The 19,518-nt window shown below is 64.8% G+C and carries 13 protein-coding genes; 8 read left to right on the top strand and 5 right to left on the bottom strand.

The features are described 5' to 3' along the window. Position 1: 1 nt before the first annotated feature. From PST29_RS14475 to PST29_RS14450, 6 genes are all read left to right on the top strand, one after another. Entirely contained in the window at positions 2-3,181 is a 3,180-nt protein-coding gene (locus tag PST29_RS14475) for an efflux RND transporter permease subunit (protein ID WP_060839111.1), read from the top strand. Continuing rightward, positions 3,178-4,599 (top strand): efflux transporter outer membrane subunit, encoded by a 1,422-nt coding sequence (locus tag PST29_RS14470; RefSeq protein ID WP_060843470.1) that lies wholly within the window; start codon positions 3,178-3,180, stop codon positions 4,597-4,599. The genes PST29_RS14475 and PST29_RS14470 overlap by 4 nt, the downstream gene beginning before the upstream one ends. Positions 4,600-5,299: 700 nt before the next feature. Continuing rightward, complete coding sequence (locus tag PST29_RS14465) at positions 5,300-6,199, top strand: bestrophin family protein (RefSeq protein WP_060839109.1); 900 nt, start codon at positions 5,300-5,302, stop codon at positions 6,197-6,199. 74 nt (positions 6,200-6,273) lie between these two features. Beyond that, the gene (locus PST29_RS14460) at positions 6,274-7,329 is read left to right on the top strand and encodes a HEAT repeat domain-containing protein (protein ID WP_060839108.1); all 1,056 of its coding nucleotides are present in this window, start codon (positions 6,274-6,276) and stop codon (positions 7,327-7,329) included. A gap of 253 nt (positions 7,330-7,582) precedes the next feature. Next, complete coding sequence (locus PST29_RS14455) at positions 7,583-9,085, top strand: ATPase domain-containing protein (protein ID WP_060843469.1); 1,503 nt, start codon at positions 7,583-7,585, stop codon at positions 9,083-9,085. Next, complete coding sequence (locus PST29_RS14450; RefSeq protein ID WP_060843468.1) at positions 9,082-10,752, top strand: ATP-binding protein; 1,671 nt, start codon at positions 9,082-9,084, stop codon at positions 10,750-10,752. The genes PST29_RS14455 and PST29_RS14450 overlap by 4 nt, the downstream gene beginning before the upstream one ends. 8 nt (positions 10,753-10,760) lie before the next feature. On the opposite strand, the gene PST29_RS14445 is transcribed toward PST29_RS14450, so the two are convergent. From PST29_RS14445 to PST29_RS14425, 5 genes are all read right to left on the bottom strand, one after another. After that, on the bottom strand, positions 10,761-11,138 hold the full coding sequence (locus tag PST29_RS14445; protein ID WP_060839105.1) for a response regulator: 378 nt from the start codon (positions 11,136-11,138) through the stop codon (positions 10,761-10,763). Between the two features lie 244 nt (positions 11,139-11,382). Continuing rightward, positions 11,383-12,564 carry a hybrid sensor histidine kinase/response regulator gene (locus PST29_RS14440; protein WP_060839104.1) on the bottom strand — a complete coding sequence of 394 codons (1,182 nt, stop codon included), beginning with the start codon at positions 12,562-12,564 and terminating at the stop codon, positions 11,383-11,385. Next, positions 12,558-13,163 carry a chemotaxis protein CheB gene (locus PST29_RS14435; RefSeq protein ID WP_060839103.1) on the bottom strand — a complete coding sequence of 202 codons (606 nt, stop codon included), beginning with the start codon at positions 13,161-13,163 and terminating at the stop codon, positions 12,558-12,560. The genes PST29_RS14440 and PST29_RS14435 overlap by 7 nt, the downstream gene beginning before the upstream one ends. Then, positions 13,160-13,975 (bottom strand): CheR family methyltransferase, encoded by an 816-nt coding sequence (locus PST29_RS14430; RefSeq protein WP_016964143.1) that lies wholly within the window; start codon positions 13,973-13,975, stop codon positions 13,160-13,162. Before PST29_RS14430 ends, PST29_RS14435 begins: the two co-directional genes overlap by 4 nt. Beyond that, complete coding sequence (locus tag PST29_RS14425) at positions 13,975-17,469, bottom strand: response regulator (RefSeq protein WP_060839102.1); 3,495 nt, start codon at positions 17,467-17,469, stop codon at positions 13,975-13,977. The genes PST29_RS14430 and PST29_RS14425 overlap by 1 nt, the downstream gene beginning before the upstream one ends. A gap of 254 nt (positions 17,470-17,723) precedes the next feature. Here PST29_RS14425 and PST29_RS14420 point away from each other — a divergent pair, with 254 nt between their 5' ends. Beyond that, positions 17,724-18,083 carry a response regulator gene (locus tag PST29_RS14420; RefSeq protein ID WP_060839101.1) on the top strand — a complete coding sequence of 120 codons (360 nt, stop codon included), beginning with the start codon at positions 17,724-17,726 and terminating at the stop codon, positions 18,081-18,083. Positions 18,084-18,151: 68 nt separating this feature from the next. Then, positions 18,152-19,450 (top strand): glycosyltransferase, encoded by a 1,299-nt coding sequence (locus tag PST29_RS14415; RefSeq protein WP_060839100.1) that lies wholly within the window; start codon positions 18,152-18,154, stop codon positions 19,448-19,450. Positions 19,451-19,518: the final 68 nt, after the last annotated feature.

The raw sequence follows: 19,518 nt of genomic DNA, 5'->3' as shown, positions 1-19,518 counted from the left end.
GATGAATTTTTCCCAGTTCTTCATTTCAAGGCCGATCTTCGCCGCGGTGCTGTCGCTGCTGATCCTGATCGCCGGCGCCATCTCGCTGTTCCAGCTGCCCATCAGCGAATACCCGGAAGTGGTGCCGCCCACCGTGGTGGTACGCGCCAACTTCCCCGGGGCCAACCCGAAGGTCATCGGTGAAACCGTGGCCGCGCCGCTGGAACAGGCGATCACCGGGGTCGAGAACATGCTCTACATGTCCTCGCAATCCACCGCCGACGGCAAGATCACCCTGACCATCACCTTCGCCCTGGGCACCGACCTGGACAACGCCCAGGTGCAGGTGCAGAACCGCGTGACCCGCACCCAGCCCAAGCTGCCGGAAGAAGTGACGCGCATCGGCATCACCGTGGACAAGGCCTCTCCGGACCTGACCATGGTGGTCCACCTGACCTCGCCGGACAAACGCTACGACATGCTCTACCTGTCCAACTACGCCCTGCTCAACATCAAGGATGAGCTGGCGCGCCTGGGCGGCGTGGGCGATGTGCAGCTGTTCGGCATGGGCGACTACTCGCTGCGGGTCTGGCTCGATCCGAACAAGACCGCCTCGCGCAACCTGACCGCCACCGACGTGGTCACCGCCATCCGCGAACAGAACCGCCAGGTCGCCGCCGGTGCCCTGGGCGCGCCGCCTGCGCCCAGCGCCACCAGCTTCCAGCTGTCGGTCAACACCCAGGGCCGCCTGGTCACCGAGGAAGAGTTCGAGAACATCATCATTCGCTCAGGCGAAGACGGTGAGATCACCCGCCTGAAGGACATCGCCCGCATCGAGCTGGGATCGAGCCAGTACGCCCTGCGTTCGCTGCTCAACAACCAGCCGGCAGTGGCGATCCCGATCTTCCAGCGCCCGGGCTCCAACGCCATCGAGATCTCCAACGAAGTGCGGGCCAAGATGGCCGAACTCAAGCAGAGCTTCCCGCAGGGCATGGACTTCAGCATCGTCTACGACCCGACCATCTTCGTCCGCGGCTCCATCGAAGCGGTGGTGCACACCCTGTTCGAAGCGCTGATCCTGGTGGTGCTGGTGGTGATCCTGTTCCTGCAGACCTGGCGCGCCTCGATCATCCCGCTGGTGGCCGTACCGGTGTCGCTGATCGGCACCTTCGCGGTCATGCACCTGTTCGGTTTCTCCCTCAATGCCCTGTCGCTGTTCGGCCTGGTGCTGGCCATCGGCATCGTGGTGGACGACGCCATCGTGGTGGTGGAGAACGTCGAACGGAACATCGGACTGGGCCTCAACCCGGTAGAGGCCACCAAACGCGCCATGCGTGAAGTGACCGGCCCGATCATCGCCACCGCCCTGGTGCTGTGCGCGGTGTTCGTACCGGCAGCCTTCATCAGCGGCCTGACCGGGCAGTTCTACAAGCAGTTCGCCCTGACCATCGCCATCTCCACGGTGATCTCGGCCTTCAACTCCCTGACCCTGTCGCCGGCCCTGGCCGCGGTACTGCTCAAGGAACACCATGCGCCCAAGGACCGCTTCTCGAAGATCCTCGACACGCTGCTGGGGGGCTGGCTGTTCAAGCCGTTCAACCGCTTCTTCGACCGGGCCAGCCATGGCTACGTCGGCACCGTGCGCCGAGTCATCCGCGGCAGCGGCATCGCCCTGTTCCTCTATGCCGGGCTGATGGTGCTGACCTGGTTCGGCTTCGCCCACACCCCGACCGGTTTCGTGCCGGCCCAGGACAAGCAATACCTGGTGGCCTTCGCCCAACTGCCGGACGCCGCCAGCCTGGACCGCACCGAAGACGTGATCAAGCGCATGTCCGACATCGCCCTCAAGCAACCCGGCGTGGAAAGCGCGGTGGCCTTCCCAGGCCTGTCGATCAACGGCTTCACCAACAGCCCGAACAACGGCATCGTCTTCGTCACCTTGAAGCCCTTCGATGAGCGCAAGGACCCGAGCATGTCCGCCGGCGCCATCGCCGGTGCCCTGAACGGCAAGTACGCGGACATCCAGGACGCCTACATGGCGATCTTCCCACCGCCGCCGGTACAGGGCCTGGGGACCATTGGCGGCTTCCGCCTGCAAGTGGAGGACCGCAGCGGCCTGGGTTACGACGAGCTGTATAAAGAAGTGCAGAACGTCATCACCAAGAGCCGCAGCGTGCCGGAACTGGCCGGGCTGTTCACCAGCTACCAGGTCAACGTGCCCCAGGTCGATGCCGCCATCGACCGGGAAAAGGCCAAGACCCACGGCGTGGCGATCTCCGACATCTTCGACACCCTGCAGGTCTACCTGGGTTCGCTGTATGCCAACGACTTCAACCGCTTTGGCCGCACCTACCAGGTCAACGTCCAGGCCGAGCAGCAGTTCCGTCTCGAACCCGAGCAGATCGGCCAGCTGAAAGTGCGCAACAACAAGGGCGAGATGATCCCCCTGGCGACCTTCATCAAGGTCAGCGACACCGCCGGTCCCGACCGTGTGATGCACTACAACGGCTTCGTCACCGCGGAAATCAACGGCGCGGCGGCCCCGGGCTACAGCTCCGGGCAAGCAGAAGCGGCGATCGAGAAACTGCTCAAGGAAGAACTGCCCAACGGCATGACCTACGAATGGACCGAGTTGACCTACCAGCAGATCCTGGCCGGTAACACCGCCCTGTTCGTCTTCCCGCTCTGCGTGCTGCTGGCCTTCCTGGTACTGGCCGCGCAATACGAGAGCTGGAGCCTGCCCCTGGCGGTGATCCTGATCGTGCCGATGACCCTGCTGTCGGCGATTACCGGGGTGATCGTTTCCGGTGGCGATAACAACATATTCACCCAGATCGGCCTGATCGTACTGGTGGGCCTGGCCTGCAAGAACGCGATCCTGATCGTCGAGTTCGCCAAGGACAAGCAAGAGGAAGGCCTCGATCCGCTGGCTGCGGTGCTGGAAGCCTGCCGCCTGCGTCTGCGGCCGATCCTGATGACCTCCTTCGCCTTCATCATGGGTGTGGTGCCCCTGGTGATCTCCAGCGGTGCCGGCGCGGAAATGCGTCATGCCATGGGCGTCGCGGTGTTCTCCGGGATGCTCGGGGTGACCTTCTTCGGCCTGCTGCTGACCCCGGTGTTCTATGTCCTGATCCGCAATTACGTGGAGCGCAGCGAGGCCCGCAAGGCCGCCCGCGCCCTGCAACTGGAGGCGCAACAATGAGTGCCAAAGTCTTCCTGCCCAGCCTGCTGGTACTGGCCCTCGGCGCCTGCGCCGTCGGCCCGGACTACGAGGCCCCGACCACCGAGGCGGCGCACATCAGCGCCGCCACCGACGGCGCCGCAGGCCAGAAGAACTTCGACCGCGCGCGTTTCGAAGGCATCTGGTGGCAACAGTTCGATGACCCGACTCTCAACCAGCTGGTGAGCCAGTCCTTGCAGGGCAACCGCGAACTGCGGGTGGCCTTCGCCCGCCTGCGGGCCGCCCGGGCAATTCGCGATGACGCCAGCAATGACGCCATGCCCACCATCACCAGCCGCGCCAGCAGCGACCTGGCCAAGGGCCAGATCCCCGGCCAGACCACCAAGCGGGTCAACAGCGAGCGCTACGACCTGGGCCTGGACATGGCCTGGGAACTGGACCTGTTCGGGCGCATCCAGCGCAACCTGGAAGCCACCGACGCCGACCAGCAGGCCGCCGAGGCCGACCTCTACCAACTGCAGGTGACCATGATCGCCGAGCTGGTGGACGCCTACGGCCAGCTGCGCGGCGCGCAACTGCGGGAAAAGATCGCCCTGGCCAACCTGGACAACCAGCAGGCCTCGCGCAAGATCACCGAAAGCCTGCGCGATGCCGGGGTCGGCGACCAGCTCGACGTGGTGCGTGCCGACGCCCGCCTGGCTTCGGTGGAAGCCAGCGTGCCGCAGCTGCAGGCCGAGCAGACCCGCCAGCGCAACCGCATCGCCACCCTGCTGGGGGAACGGCCGGACAAGCTCAGCGTCGACCTGTCCCCGGCGCAACTGCCAGCGATTGCCAAGGCCCTGCCGATCGGCGACCCGGGCGAGCTGCTGCAGCGCCGTCCGGACATTCTCAGCGCCGAGCGCAAACTGGCCGCCGCCACCGCGCGCATCGGCGTGGCCAAGGCCGACCTGTTCCCGCGGGTCAGCCTCAGCGGCTTCCTTGGCTTCACCGCCGGGCGCGGCTCGCAGATCGGCTCCTCGGCGGCCAATGCCTGGGCCCTGGGCCCGAGCATCACCTGGGCGGCCTTTGACCTGGGCAGCGTGCGGGCCCGCCTGCGCGGCGCCGACGCCAACGCCGACGGCGCCCTGGCCAACTATGAGCAGCAGGTGCTGCTGGCCCTGGAAGAGTCGGAAAACGCCTTCAGCGACTACGGCAAGCGCCAGCAACGGCTGATCTCGCTGATTCGCCAGAGCGAGTCCAGCCGCGCCGCTGCGGACCTGGCCGAGATCCGCTACCGCGAAGGCACCGTGGACTTCCTGGTGCTGCTGGACGCCCAGCGTGAACGCCTGGCGGCCGAAGACGCCCAGGCCCAGGCCGAAGTCGACCTGTACCGCGGCATCGTCGCCATCTACAAGGCCCTGGGCGGTGGCTGGCAGCCAGCGACGGTGGCCAGCCGCTAAGGCATAGCAACGAGCTCCTTTGGTTGGCCGCAACCAACCAATGTTTGGCCCCGCGACGCATTCGGTCGCGGGGCTTTTTTTTGCCACGACATCGCCAAGCAAGGTCCTGCGGACCTTTTCGCAGCCTCGCCGCAGGCTCGACAGCGGCTACACAACGCCCTGTAGCCGCTGCCGCAGGCTGCGAACGGCCCGCAGGGACGCCAGGATCGCAGGGCCACTGAAGGTTCAGACGGCAATCGTCAGGCAAGGCCCTGCGGACCTTCGCGCAGCCTCGCCGAGGGCTCGACAGCGGCTACACAACGCCCTGTAGCCGCTGCCGCAGGCTGCGAACGGCCCGCAGGGACGCCAGGATCGGAAGGCCACTGAAGGTTCGGATGGCAATCGTCAGGCAAGGTCCTGTGGACCTTTTCGCAGCCTCGCCGCAGGCTCGGCAGCGGCTACATAACGCCCTGTAGCCGCTGCCGCAGGCTGCGAACGGCCCGCAGGGACGCCAGGATCGCAGGGCCACCTAAGGCTCCGCGGGCAATCATCAGGCAAGGCCCTGCGGGCCTTTTCGCAGCCTCGCCGCAGGCTCGACAGCGGCTACAGGGTCGTTGGCCGATAGAGGCAGTCGATCATTCGGTCGATCGTTGCGATTGGACAGCCCTGCGGCGCGCTCCTACTCTTCACTCGCCGCGTAATCGCCCTGGCCTCAGCCCTCATGATCGTCCGCCCCAAGCCGAACCTGATCAGCATCCTCTTCGCCCTCAAGGGCTCGATCGCCAAGCGCATTGCCTTGCGCTGCGTGCTGATCACCCTGCTGGCCTCGGTCATCGTGCTGGTGGAAACCCTGCAACCCACTTACTTTTCCAAGGTCAACGCCACGCCCTTCACCCTGCTGGGGCTGTCGCTGTCGATCTTCATGAGCTTTCGCAACAACGCCTGCTACGACCGCTGGTGGGAAGGCCGCAAGCAGTTGGGTCAACTGATCATCGAGGTGCGCTCGCTGATCCGTGAAAGCCTGGTCATCGACGGCCACCCCGAACGCGAGGGCCTGCTGCGCGACCTGTGCGGCTTCGCCCACAGCCTGATTGCCCGCCTGCGCCATGAAGACGAAGCCCGCGCCCTGCAACCCTGGGCCCAGGCCGGCCTCGACCCGCAGCACCCGAACCTCACCGATGCGCAGTTGCAACGCATCGGCCAGCGCTGCTCGCAGTGGGCGCAGCAGGGACTGATCAGCGAATGGCGCTACACCCAGATGGAAACCCGGCTGGTCAGCCTGAGCCTGGTCCAGGCCGCCTGCGAGCGGATCCAGAACACCCCGCTGCCCTTCCCCTACACCTTGCTGCTGCACCGCACCATCTACCTGTTCTGCATCCTCCTGCCGTTCGCCATGGCCGAGCCCCTGGGCTGGCTGACGCCGATCTTCACCGCCATCGTCAGCTACACCTTCCTGGGCCTCGACGAGATCGGCAACGACCTGGAAGACCCCTTCGGCTACGACGACAACGATTTGCCCTGCAACGCTCTATTGCGCGGCCTGGAGCGCGAAGTCCTGGCAGCCCTGGGGCAGCGCGAACTGCCGCCGCCGCTGGAACCGGTGGAATACGTGCTCAGCTGATTGCGGGTTTGACTCGGGCCGACTCCTGACCGAAGCTTGCGCCTTGCAAAAGTCGCCAGCTTCCGGATTCCCCCATGTCACTGCCCCGTCGCTACCTGCTGATCAGCCTGTCGCTCGTCATTGCCCTGGCCCTGGCCTGGAACTTCCTGCGCAGCAGTCCGCCGGTGATCCCCGAGGCCATCAAGCACGGCTATGGCCCGGCCCTGGAAAAAGCCCGCAACGGCCAGCCCGGCGCGGCCCGGGTGCTGTACCAGCAATTGGCGCGCCCCGACCTCAGCGACTCGCAGCGCATCCGTCTGCTGGCGGTGCTGCCCAACTACCCCAGCCCGCAAGCCCTGAAACTGGCGGACGCCGATCTGCACCACCCCTCGCCGCCCGTGCGCAAGGCCGCGATCAACAGCGTGCTGGGCCTGGTGCCCAGTGGCCAGCGCAGCCTGTTGCTGGGGCCGCTGCTGGACGATCACGAGCAAAGCGTGCGCTTTGCCGCGGTGGACGCTCTGCTGGGCCTGTCCCCGGATGATCAGGGCCTGTACTTCGGCCCGCTGCAGCAGGTGATCGACGAATACACCCAGGTGCTCAAGACCCAGGGGGACAATGTCGAAGCCCAGTACCAGCTGGCGCGCCTGTACCTGCACAACGCCGATCTGGTCAAGGCCCAGCAGACCCTGGAACAGGCCCTGCGCCTGGCGCCGGACAACCTGCAGGCGGTGGTGCTGCAGATCGAGGTGCTGGACAAGCAGGGCCAGAGCGACGCCGCCCGCCAGTTGCTGGCCAAGCAATTGCAGGCCCAGCAGGACTCGGCCTACCTGCAACACGCCCTGGGCCTCTGGCTGCTGCACCATGGCCAGGGCGAATTCGCCCTGCTGGGCCTGTCCCGGGCCGTGGAACTGGAGCCCAACAACGCCGCCTATCGCTACGACCTGGCCACCACCCTGCACGGCCAGCAGGAGCAGGAGGCGGCGCAGAAGCAGCTGGAAGAAATCGTCCAGCGCCAGCCTTACAACCGCAAGGCGCGGGTGCTGCTGATCAACTACTGGAAAGAAAGCGGCCAGTTGCAGAACGTCCAGGTGCTGCTGGCCCAGCTGGAGCAGCAGAACCCAGACGACCCGGCCCTGCAACAGGGCCTGTAGCCGCTGCCGAGCCTGCGAGGCTGCGAAAAGCCCCGCAGGGCCTTCTGGCGATCCCCAGCCGAACCTTTGCCGCCCTTGAGCCCCCAGCGTCTGCTGCGTCGGAATGCCGCCCAAGCCGTTCGCAGCCTGCGGCAGCGGCTACACAACAAAAGGTTGAACCGTGCCGACGGCAGGCGGTCAAGTGATTTATCGGCGATATCAAGGCGTTCGACGCCATCGCCGATCACCTGGACCCATTGTGCGAGGGCATTGTTTGTCGACCTCATGTGCGTTGCTCAGCGAAAAAGCCGCCACCGGCATCGAAGGCCTGGATGACATCCTCAACGGCGGATTGTCACGCGGCCATGTGTTTCTCCTGGAAGGCCAACCCGGCACCGGCAAGACCACCGTGGCCTTGCATTTCCTGCGCGCCGGCGCCGCAGCCGGTGAGCGCTGCCTCTACATCACCCTCTCGGAAACCGAACGTGAATTGCGCCAGGGCGCAGCCTCCCATGGCTGGCAGCTCGACGAGCACATTCACATCTTCGAGCTGATCCCGCCGGAAAGCCTGCTCAATGCCGAGCACCAGCAAAGCCTGCTGTACGCCTCGGACCTGGAGCTGGGGGAAGCCACCCGGCAGATCTTCGAAGTGGTGGAACGGGTCAAGCCGACCCGGGTGGTGCTCGACAGCCTCTCGGAAATCCGCCTGCTGGCCCAGAGCTCGCTGCGCTACCGGCGGCAGATCCTGGCGATCAAGCACTACTTCGTCCGCTATGACGCCACCGTGCTGCTCCTGGACGACCTGACCACCGAAGCCCTGGACAAGACCGTGCACAGCGTGGCCCACGGGGTGGTCCGCCTGGAGGAACTGACCCCCAGCTACGGCGCTGAACGTCGGCGCATCCGGGTGGTGAAGTACCGCGGCCAGAAGTACCGCGGCGGCTTCCACGACTTCACCATCATGGGCGACGGCGTGCATGTGTTCCCGCGCCTGGTGGCCGCCGAGCACCGCGCCCGCTACCCGCGCCAGACCCTGTCCAGCGGCATCGACGAGATGGACGCGCTGCTGGGGGGCGGCATCGAAACCGGCTCCAGCACCCTGATCCTCGGTCCGGCCGGCACCGGCAAATCGCTGATCTCGCTGATCTTCGCCGCCGCCGCGGTGGCCCGGGGGGAAAAGGCCGCGCTGTTCATCTTCGACGAAGAGCTGGGGCTGCTGTTTGAGCGCCTGCGCAACATGGGCATCGACCTGCAGGCCCTGCAGGCCGGAGGCGATCTGGTGATCGAACAGGTGGACGCCGCCGAACTGTCGCCGGGCGAGCTGTCCCACCGGGTCCGGCGCTGCGTCGATCAGCAACGGATCAAGACCGTGGTGATCGACAGCATCAACGGCTATCAGGCGGCGATGCCCGAGGAAAACGCCCTGGTGCTGCACATGCACGAGTTGCTGCTGTACCTCAACCGCCAGGGAGCGGCGACCTTCATGACCGTGGCCCAGCATGGCCTGGTGGGCGACATGCAGACCCCGGTGGACATCACCTACCTGGCCGATACCGTGGTCCTGCTGCGCTACTTCGAGGCCTTGGGCAAGGTGCGCCGGGCCATTTCCATCATCAAGAAACGCACCGGCCGCCACGAGTCGACCATCCGCGAATACCGCATCGGCGAGCGCGGCCTGACCATCGGCGCCCCTCTGGAAGCCTTCCAGGGCGTGTTGCGCGGCGTGCCCAGCTACCAGGGCGAGAGCGCACCGCTGCTGCAGGATGAGGGCACATGAGCCGGCCTCCGGCATTTTCCGAACGCGCCCTGGTGCTGACGCCCTACGGCCGCGACGGCCAGCTGGCGCAGATGATGCTCAACGAAGCCGGATTCAGCAGCCTGATCACCCCGCACCTGGCGGCCCTGTGCGACGAGCTGGATCAGGGTGCCGGGCTGGCGATCATCGCCGCCGAAGCCTTGCGCGGGGCCGATCTGCAGCCCTTGCTGCGTTATCTGGAGCAGCAACCGGCCTGGTCCGACCTGCCCATCGTGCTGCTGACCCAGCACGGTGGCCCGGAGCAGAACCCGGCCTCGCGCCTGGGCGCGCCCCTGGGCAATGTCAGCTTTCTCGAACGGCCCTTCCATCCGGCGACCCTGATCAGCCTGGTCAGCGCAGCCCTGCGCGGACGCCGCCGGCAATACGAAGCCCGGGACCGACTGATCGACCTGAGCCAGAGCGAACTGCGCCTGCAGCGCACCCTGGAAACCCTGGAGCAGCAGGTGCAAGAACGCACCGCGCAACTGCGGCACAACGAAGAGGCCCTGCGTCAGTCGCAGAAAATGGAAGCCGTGGGCCAGCTCACCGGCGGCATCGCCCATGACTTCAACAACATGCTCACCGGCATCATCGGCAGCCTGGAGCTGCTGCGCCGGCGCCTGGCCCGGGGCCGCACCGAGGACCTGGACAGCCTGATCGACCTCGGGGTGACTTCGGCCAACCGCGCTGCCGGCCTGACCCATCGTCTGCTGGCCTTTTCCCGGCGCCAGTCGCTGGATTCCAAGCCGGTGGAGATGAACGCCCTGGTGACCTCCATGGGCGAACTGCTGCAACGCAGCCTGAGCGAAAGCATCCAGCTGGACATGCGCCTGGACCCGCAGCTGTGGGTGGCCGAAGCCGACCCCAATCAACTGGAAAGCGCCCTGCTCAACCTGGTGCTCAATGCCCGGGACGCCATGCCCAACGGCGGCCGGCTGCTGGTGGAAACCCTCAACCAGCGCCTGGAAGCGGACGTTACCCAGGCCCACGACAACCTGGCGCCCGGGGAATATGTGCTGCTGCGGGTCAGTGACAATGGCTGCGGCATGCCCGAGGCCATCATCAACCGGGTGTTCGACCCCTTCTTCACCACCAAGCCCATCGGCCAGGGCACCGGGCTCGGGCTGTCGATGATCTATGGCTTCAGCAAGCAGTCAGGCGGCCACGTCACCCTCAACAGCACCCTGGGCCGCGGCACCGAGGTCAGCCTGTACCTGCCGCGCTTTCGGGGCGGCCTGGCGCAGGACGAACCGCCGCCGGCGCAACAATCGGCGAGCGCGCAACAGGGCGAGACGGTGCTCATCGTCGAGGATGATCCGGCGGTGCGCGTGCTGGTCAGCGCGGTGCTTGGCGAACTGGGCTACGCCTATCTCGAAGCCGGCGATGCCCGTAGCGCCATGCCGATTCTCGATTCGGCGCAACGTATCGACCTGCTGATCAGCGACGTGGGCCTGCCGGGCATGAACGGCCGGCAACTGGCGGAGATCGGGCGGCAGATCCGCCCGCAATTGAAGGTGCTGTTCATCACCGGCTACGCCGAGCACGCCGCCGCCCGTGGCGGCTTCCTCGATCCCGGCATGCAACTGATCACCAAGCCATTCACCTTCGACCTGCTGACCGCCAAGGTGCGGGAAATGATCGGCGACTGAGGCCCGGTTCAGGCCAGCAGTTGCTGGATCTGTTCCTGCAGGCTGTTGAGGTCGAACGGCTTGGCCAGAATCGGCGCCTTGCGGGTGATGGGGCTGGCGCATTCAAGGATTTCGTTGGGGTAGCCGCTGATGAAAATCACCTTGAGGTCCGGGCGCAGCTTCACCGCCGGCTCGGCGATCATCACCCCGGTAATCCCGCCCGGCAGACGGTAATCGGTGATCATCACGTCCAGGTGCGGCTTGCTGGCGAGGATCTCGAACGCCTGCTCGCCATTCTCGGCCTGCAGAACCCGGTAGCCCAGGCCCGACAGGTAGTCGGCCAGAAGCATCAGGATCACCGGTTCATCTTCGACGATCAGTACGACGTCTTGTGCATCTTCACTCATGGAAAACCTTTGCTGGGTCAATTGCTGCAAGGGGCTGTTGATGTTTGGTGACCGACTGCGTTGCCGGGCCGCGTTTCTCGGAGCGTATCTGGAACAACCAAACCGCGCTCCTCGCGCCCTGCCCTGTGCTCAGTGGGTCACCGTCGTGGCAGGTCACCAAACGTCAGCAGCCCCTTCGACCATTGGGTCACACAGAGGTTGCGTAAGCATTACGCTTTTAGTCACTCGCCGCTCGTCCGACCGTCTACAAGGGCAGGCTGACGCGAAACCGCGCGCCCTGGCCCAAGCGACTCTCGACCGTGATGGTGCCGCCGTGGGCGGTGACGATCTGTTCGGAAATAAACAGCCCAAGCCCGAGGCCCGCCGCCACGTGGCTGGCGCTGACCCGCTCGAACTGCTGAAAAATGCGTTTCTGGTTGTCCTCGCTGATGCCGATGCCGTGGTCCCGCACCTCGACCCGGGCCTCGCCGTCCTCGGCATAGACCCTGACTTCGATGGGGCTCTTGGCCCCGTAACGCAGGGCGTTGGTCAGCAGGTTGGAGATCACCTGCTCGATACGGAACTCGTCCCATTGGCCTTCCAGGGGCTGCTCGGCCTGCAGCGTCAGGGACGACTGAGCCGCTTCCACCTGAGGCGCGAAATTCTCCACCAGCCCGCGCACCAGTTGCGCCAGGTCGAACCGGGATGGCCGGATCGACAGCTTGCCGGTACGAATCCGCGAAATGTCCAGCATGTCCTCGATCAGGCGGATCAGGCTTTTGATCTGCCGCTCGTCGCGATCGACCATGGCGTGCATCTTGTCCAGGCTGAAGGCCGCGGCGTTTTCCCGGGCCAGGTGCATCTTGCGCAGCTGGGTTTCCAGGATCAGGCCATTGAGGGGCGTGCGCACCTCGTGGGCGACGATGGACATGAAGTCATCGCGCATGCGCACCGCTTGCTCCAGCTCGTTCTGGGTGGCCTGGAGCTTGTTGAGCAGCGCCTCCTGTTCGCGCCGGCTCTGCTCCAGGGCCTCGACCTGCTGCTTCATGGCCTTGCTCTGGCGGTACAGGTCGACGAAGACATTGACCTTGCTCTTGACCGCATGGATGTCCAGGGGCTTATGCAGGAAGTCCACCGCCCCGCTCTCGTACCCCTTGAACGCATAGTTGAGTTCACGCCCGGCGGCGCTGACGAAAACGATGGGAATGTTCTTGGTCTTCTCGGTGCCGCGCATCAGTTCGGCCAGCTCGAAGCCGTTCATGCCGGGCATCTGCACATCGAGAATGGCCATGGCGAATTCGTGCTGGAGCAGCAATGACAAGGCTTCGTCGGCCGACAGCGCCTTGTACACCGTGCGGTCCTCGCGCTTGATCAGCGCTTCCAGGGCCAGCAGGTTCTCCGGCAGATCGTCGACGATCAGCAGCTTGGCTTGAATATTACTTAACATGCGATTCGTTCCAGCTCGGCGAGCAGATGGCTGATGCCGCGCAAAGGGAGGATGTGGTCCGGTTGCTGCAGGGCCAGGGCTGCTTCCGGCATGGTGGGGACACGGGCTTCGCCGGGGTCCTGGACGATGGTCAGCCCGCCCTGGCGCTTGACCTCGACCAGGCCCTGGGCGCCGTCCTGGTTGGCCCCGGTCAGCAGCACCGCCACGAGGTGCTCGCCGTAGGCGTCGGCGGCGGACTCGAACAGGTAATCGATGGCCGGCCGCGAGTGATGCAGGCGCTCCTCCTGGCTCAGGGACAGGGTGCGGTCCTGCTCCACCGACAGGTGATAACCGGGGGCGGCGAAGTACAGGGTGCCCGCAACGATCGCTTCCTTGTCGTCGGCCTCCTTCACCCTCAGCGCCAGGCGCCGGTCGAAGACGTCGGCCAATTGGCTGCGACGCTCGTCGGGTAGGTGCAGGACCACGATCACCGGCAGGCTGAAGCTGGCGCTGAACTCATTGAACAGGCTCAACAAGGCCTCGACGCCCCCCGCGGAGGCGCCTACCACGACAGCCTCGATCCGAGGCCGGCGATGCGGCGCGACACTTTCCTGGCTCATGTCTTGCGGTAGATCCGTTCTTGTTTGACCAAGGGTTCGAAATGCTTGCCATAGGCGGAAAATTCCAGGGTTTCCTTGCTGCCCAGCACCAGGAAACCACGGTGGCAGAGCGACTCATGGAACAGCCCAAAGGCCCGATCCTGCAACTTTTTATTGAAATAAATCAATACGTTACGACACGAAATCAATTGAGTTTCGGAGAAGACGCTGTCGGTCGCCAGGCTGTGATCGGCAAAGGTCACGTTCTCGCGCAGGGTCTTGTCGAAGATCGCGTAGTCGTAGGCGGCGGTGTAGTAGTCGGCAAAGGAGCGCTGGCCACCGGCCTGCTGGTAGTTGTGGGTGTAGGCCCGCACGTTCTCCAGGGAGAAGATGCCCTGCTTGGCCTTCTCCAGGGAGCTGGGGTTGATGTCGGTGGCGTAGATGATGGTGCGTTCCAACAGCCCCTCTTCGCGCAGCAGGATGGCCATGGAGTAGACCTCTTCCCCGGTGCTGCAGCCAGCGATCCAGATCTTGATCGACGGGTAGGTCTTGAGCAGCGGCACCACCTCCTGGCGGATCGCCAGGAAGTGCGACGGGTCGCGAAACATCTCGCTCACCGGAATGGTCAGGAACTGCAGCAGTTGCATGAACGCGGTCGGGTCGTGCAGCACCCGTTCCTGCAACGCGGAAATGGTCTTGCACTCGAACTGACGCAGGGCATGGTTGACCCGGCGCTTGATCGAAGCGCCGGAATAGTCGCGGAAGTCGTAGCTGTATTTCAGGTAGATAGCTTCGATCAGCAAACGCAGTTCGATCTCGGTATTACGCTCCACTAAATTCTTTCCATCTTCGGTAGCCACACACGGATAAGGGAAAACAGCCGGTCAAGGTCGATGGGCTTGGCCAGGTAATCGTTGGAACCGGCCTGCAGGCAGCGCTCCTGGTCGTCCTTCATGGCCTTGGCGGTCACGGCGATGATCGGCAGCTTGCGCCAGCGCGGGTCCTTGCGGATCTGCACCGTGGCTTCAAAACCGTCCATCTCCGGCATCATCACGTCCATCAGCACCAGGTCGATATCCTCCACCTCGTTGAGGCGGGCAATGGCTTCATGGCCGTTGCGCCCGATCACCACCACCGCGCCCTTGTGCTCCAGGGCGCTGGTCAGGGCGAAGATGTTGCGCACGTCATCGTCCACCAGAAGAATCTTGCGCCCCTCGAACACCTTGTCGCGGCTGCGGGCGGTCTTGAGCATCTTTTGCCGCTCATGGGACAACTGGGATTCGACTTTGTGCAGAAAAAGCGTCACTTCATCCAGCAGGCGCTCCGGCGAGCGGGCGCCCTTGATGATGATCGAGCGCGAATACTTGCGCAGCTCGGCCTCTTCGTCCCGGGTCAGGTTGCGCCCGGTATAGACGATCACCGGCGGGAAGGAGCAAATGTCCTCGGTGGACATGCGCTTGAGCAGGTCGTTGCCGAGCATGTCCGGCAACTTGAGGTCGATGACCATGCAGTCGTAGACGTTCTCGCGCAGCAGGTCCAGGGCATCCTGGGCCAGGCCCACGGCGGTGATCTCGATGTCGTCGTCACCGATCAGGCGGGCAATGCTGTCGCGCTGCAGATCGTCATCCTCCACCAGCAGCACGCGCTTGACCTTCTGGGTCAGCTTGGCTTCGAGGCGGGCGAACACGTCCTTGAGCTCCTCGCGGGTGGTGGGTTTCACCGCGTAGCCCACGGCGCCCATGTGCATGGCCGCTTCCACCCGGTCTTCCACCGAAATCACGTGCACCGGGATGTGCCGGGTCTGGGGGTGCTCCTTGAGCCGCTGCAGCACCGTGAGCCCGGAATGGTCGGGCAGGCGCATGTCCAGCAGGATCGCATCGGGGACGAACTGCTCCGCCAGGCTGAAGCCTTCGTCGGCGCCGTGGGCCACCAGGCAGTGATACCCCAGCTCGTGAGCCAGATCGAAGAGGATGTGCGCGAATTCGAGCTCGTCCTCCACCACCAGGATGCAGCGGCCGCTGAACGGTGCCTTGTCCCGATCATCGGCGAACCGCGGGATCTCGGCCGCCGGTGCCTCTACCGGCGTCGGCGCCATGCTCGCCGGCTGCACCGGTGCTGCCGGCAACAGCGCAGGCGGGGCCACTATCAACGGCTGCGCCGCCTCGTTGTAGTGCTCCGGCAGCACCAGGGTGAAGATGCTGCCACGCCCCGGCTCGCTGCTGACGCTGATGGAGCCGCCCAGCAAGGTGGCCAGATCCCGGGAGATCGACAGCCCCAGGCCGGTGCCGCCATAGCGCCGGCTGGTGGTGCCGTCGGCCTGGCGAAAGGCTTCGAAGATGCTCTCCTGCTGGTCCCGGGCAATGCCGATGCCGGAATCCTGCACGGCAAAGGCAATGCCCGTGCCGGGCTGTGCGTAAACGCTCAGGCTGACCTGGCCCTGCTCGGTGAACTTGATCGCATTGGACAGCAGGTTCTTGAGAATCTGCTCGACCCGCTGGCGGTCGGTGAACAACATCTGCGGCACCCCGGGCTGCAGTTGCACCCGGAATTCCAGGCCCTTGTCCACGGTCAACGGCTGGAACAGGTTGCGCAAACCGTCCACCAGGCGCGGCACGCTGGCGTTTTCCGGACGCACTTCCAGCTTACCGGCCTCGACCTTGGAAATGTCGAGGATGTCGTTGATCAGGTTCAGCAGGTCATTGCCGGCGGAGTAGATCGATTCGGCGAACTTGACCTGCTCGGCACTGAGGTTCTCCTGGGGGTTTTCCGCCAGCAGCTTGGCCAGGATCAACGAGCTGTTGAGGGGCGTGCGCAACTCGTGGGACATGTTGGCGAGGAATTCGGACTTGTACCGGCTGGAACGCTGCAACTCCTCGGCGCGCTCTTCGAGCTGGGTCTGCGCCTCGTTCAACTCGTTGTTCTTGCGGTCCATGGCGTCGCGCTGCTCGGCGAGGATCTGCGCCTGTTCGGCCAGGCGTTCGTTGGTCTGCTCCAGCTCCACCTGCTGGGTTTCCAGGTGCACCTGGGATTCCTTGAGAATCCGCGACTGCTCCTCCAGCTCTTCGTTGGCGGTCTTCAACTCTTCCTGCTGTACCTGCAGCTCTTCGTTGAGCTGCTGGGTTTCGGCCAGCACTTCCTGCAGGCGCTGGCGATAGCGCGCGGCCTCGATGGAAGTGCCGATATTGCCGGCAATCAGCTCCAGCAACTCGACATCGCGTTCGCTCAAGGCCCGCAGGAAGCCCAGCTCGATCACCCCGTTGACCCGATCGTCATCCCGGGTCGGCACCACCAGCACGCTGTGCGGCGCGCCTTCGCCCAGGCCGGAACTGACCTTGAAATAATCCGCCGGCACGTTGTCCAGGCGGATCAGGCGCTTGTGCTGCGCGGCCTGCCCCACCAGGCCTTCATCGCCATACAGCGACTGCTCCTGCTGCTCCTGCTCCCGGGAGAAGCCGTAGGACGCCACGCGCTTGAGGCCGCCGTGGTCTTCGCGCACATACAGCGCCGCCACCGGCGTCCCCAGGTACTGGGCACAGAAGTGCAGGATGTTGCGCCCCAACAGGTTCAGGCTCAGTTGCCCGAGCATCTGTTCGGCCAGCTCGGTCTGGCCGTTGCGCAGCCAGGCTTGCTGCTCCAGGCGACGCGCGCTCTGGTCCTGGGCCTCGAGGTTGTCGCTGTAGCTTTTCGACAGCGCCAGCAGGTCGCGGCGGCCGATGTAGGCCAGCAGGCCACTGATGCCCACCACGAACAGCAGGTACAGGATCACGCTGAAAATGGTCGTGCGACTGACGTCTTCATTGCGCTCCAGGCGCAGTTGCTGCTCCATGGTCACCGCGTCGTCGTATTCCTTGCGGATCTCGTCGGTCAGGCGCTTGCCGCGGCCGGCCTGTACCGCGCCACGGTAGTCGCCGTTCTGCCGACGCAGCTCGATCATGCCCTGGGCGAAGTTGTTCCACTCGGTCTGCAGGGCTTCCAGGCGCTTGAGCCGATCCACCTGCTGCGGGTTGTCCTTCACCAGTTCCTGGAGGCTGCGCAGCTCACTGACGATGCGCGGCTTGGCCACTTCGTAGGGATCGAGAAAGTGCTCGTCGCCGGTGATCAGAAAACCGCGCATGCCGGTTTCCAGGTCAATGGTCAGGCGCGCCGCCTCGTTGATGTTATTGATCACCCGGTCAGTGTGCTGCACCCACTGGATCACCGAGAGCAGGTAGGTGATCAGGGACACGAAAAAAACCGCGCTGAGCACGCCCACACCCAGGGGCAGGCTGATGTTGCGGGTCAGCAGCTTGCGAAAACTCTGTTCATCAATCGAAGTCGGACGAATCATTTGATGGACCTGGACGCCGGAAAAAAAAACGAAGTTTGCCCCACATTCGGCCATTGCAGCTATTTTTTATAACCTGTGGGTTCACAACTGCAATTGAAGCTGCGCTGGGACAAAGGAAGCGGTTATTCTTGCCGACGCTTGTACAAGAGCATTTTTTTGTACAGCTTCGGGAACTTGTGGCCAGCTGCCACTTACTGATGCACAGGGCCGCCTGTCACGCCGCCCCACCGAATTCATTTCTTGAGAGTGTCCCTATGCCCGCCAGCGCTACCACCATCCTAGTCGTCGAAGACGATGCCATCGTGCGCATGTTGATTGTCGATGTTCTCGAAGAACTCGAATTCAATGTCCTGGAAGCCGATGGCAGCGACGCCGCGCTGCACCTGCTGGAAGAGACGGGGCAAGGCATCGACCTGCTGATGACCGATGTCGGCCTGCCCGGCATGAACGGCCGCGAACTGGCCGAGCGGGCCCGGCAGTTGCGCCCGCAATTGCCGGTACTGTTCGCCAGCGGTTACGCCGAATCCATCGAGGTGCCGGCCGGCATGGCGGTGATCGGCAAGCCCTTCTCCATCGATCAGTTGCGGGACAAGGTGCGCAGCATCCTCGGCTGATCCGGTGGCGGCCGGCTGTGGTTTAATGGCGACCTTTTTTTGCCCCCGCCTGCCAGGAATACCCGCTCATGAGTCCCACCGCCGCAACCAAAGTCCTGATCATTGGTTACGTCTGGCCAGAACCCCGCTCCTCCGCTGCCGGCGGGCACATGATGCAGATCCTCCAGAGCTTTCTCGATCAGGGTTGGGAGCTGACCTTCAGCAGCCCGGCCAACGAGGGCGAGCACAAGGAGGACCTGGCGGCGCTGGGCATCCGCGAGTGCCCGATCGAACTCAACAACAGCAGTTTCGACCGCTTCGTCGCCGAACTGGCGCCGGATATCGTGCTGTTCGACCAGTTCATGATGGAAGAGCAGTTCGGCTGGCGCGTCGAGCAGCACTGCCCGAATGCCCTGCGGGTCCTGGAAACCTCGGACCTGCAATGCCTGCGCCACGCCCGCCACCAGCGACTCAAGGATCAGCTCAAGGCCGGCGCCGACGAGGATGACTTCAGCGCCCTGTTCCGCCGGGCGCCGCTGGAAGAATTCCGCCACATGGCCGACACCGACCTGGCCAAGCGCGAGATCGCCGCCATCTACCGCTGCGACCTGAGCCTGATGATCTCCGAAGTGGAGATCGACCTGCTGGTGCAGCAGTTCCGCCTGCCCCCGGCCTTGCTGCACTGGTGCCCACTGATGCTGGACCGGTTGCCGGGCCAGTTCCCGCCCTTTGAACAGCGGGCGCACTTCCTCAGCATCGGCAATTTCCGTCACGCGCCGAACTGGGACGCCGTGCTGTGGATGAAGAACCGCGTGTGGCCGCTGATCCGCCAGCAACTGCCCGGCGCGCAACTGCACCTGTATGGCGCCTACACCCCGCCCAAGGCCGCGGCTCTGCACAACCCGGCCCAGGGCTTTCACATCATGAACTGGGCCGAAGACGCGCTGCAGGTGATGAGCGCGGCGCGGATCTGCCTGGCGCCCCTGCGTTTCGGCGCCGGGATCAAGGGCAAGCTGCTGGACGCCATGCTCTGCGGCACCCCCAGCGTGACCACCCCGGTGGGCAGCGAATCCATGTCCCAGGACGACCTGCCGTGGCCCGGGGCGGTGGCCGAATCCGCCAGCGCCCTGGCCTCGGCGGCGGTGCGCCTGTATCAGGATCAGGCCTTGTGGAACCAGGCCCAGGCCGCGGGCGCGCGCCTGCTGGAGGCGCGCTACCGCCGGCAGATTCACGGCCCGGCGCTGATCCAGCGCCTGCAGCAGTGCCGCCAGCACCTGGAACAGCTGCGCCGCGACAACTTCACCGGCGCCATGCTGCGCCACCATCATCACAAGAGCACCCAATACATGGCGCAGTGGATCGAGGCGAAGAATCGCCCCGCCTCCTGACCCCGGCGCCCTCGCAGGAGCCGCGGGTGGTTGCAGGGCCGGCGAATAGGGTCGCAAAGGCGTTGAAT

It is taken from the genome of Pseudomonas sp. St29 (assembly GCF_001547915.1).
In the GTDB taxonomy this organism is placed as follows: domain Bacteria; phylum Pseudomonadota; class Gammaproteobacteria; order Pseudomonadales; family Pseudomonadaceae; genus Aquipseudomonas.
This window is presented reverse-complemented; position numbering and strand designations above follow the sequence as displayed.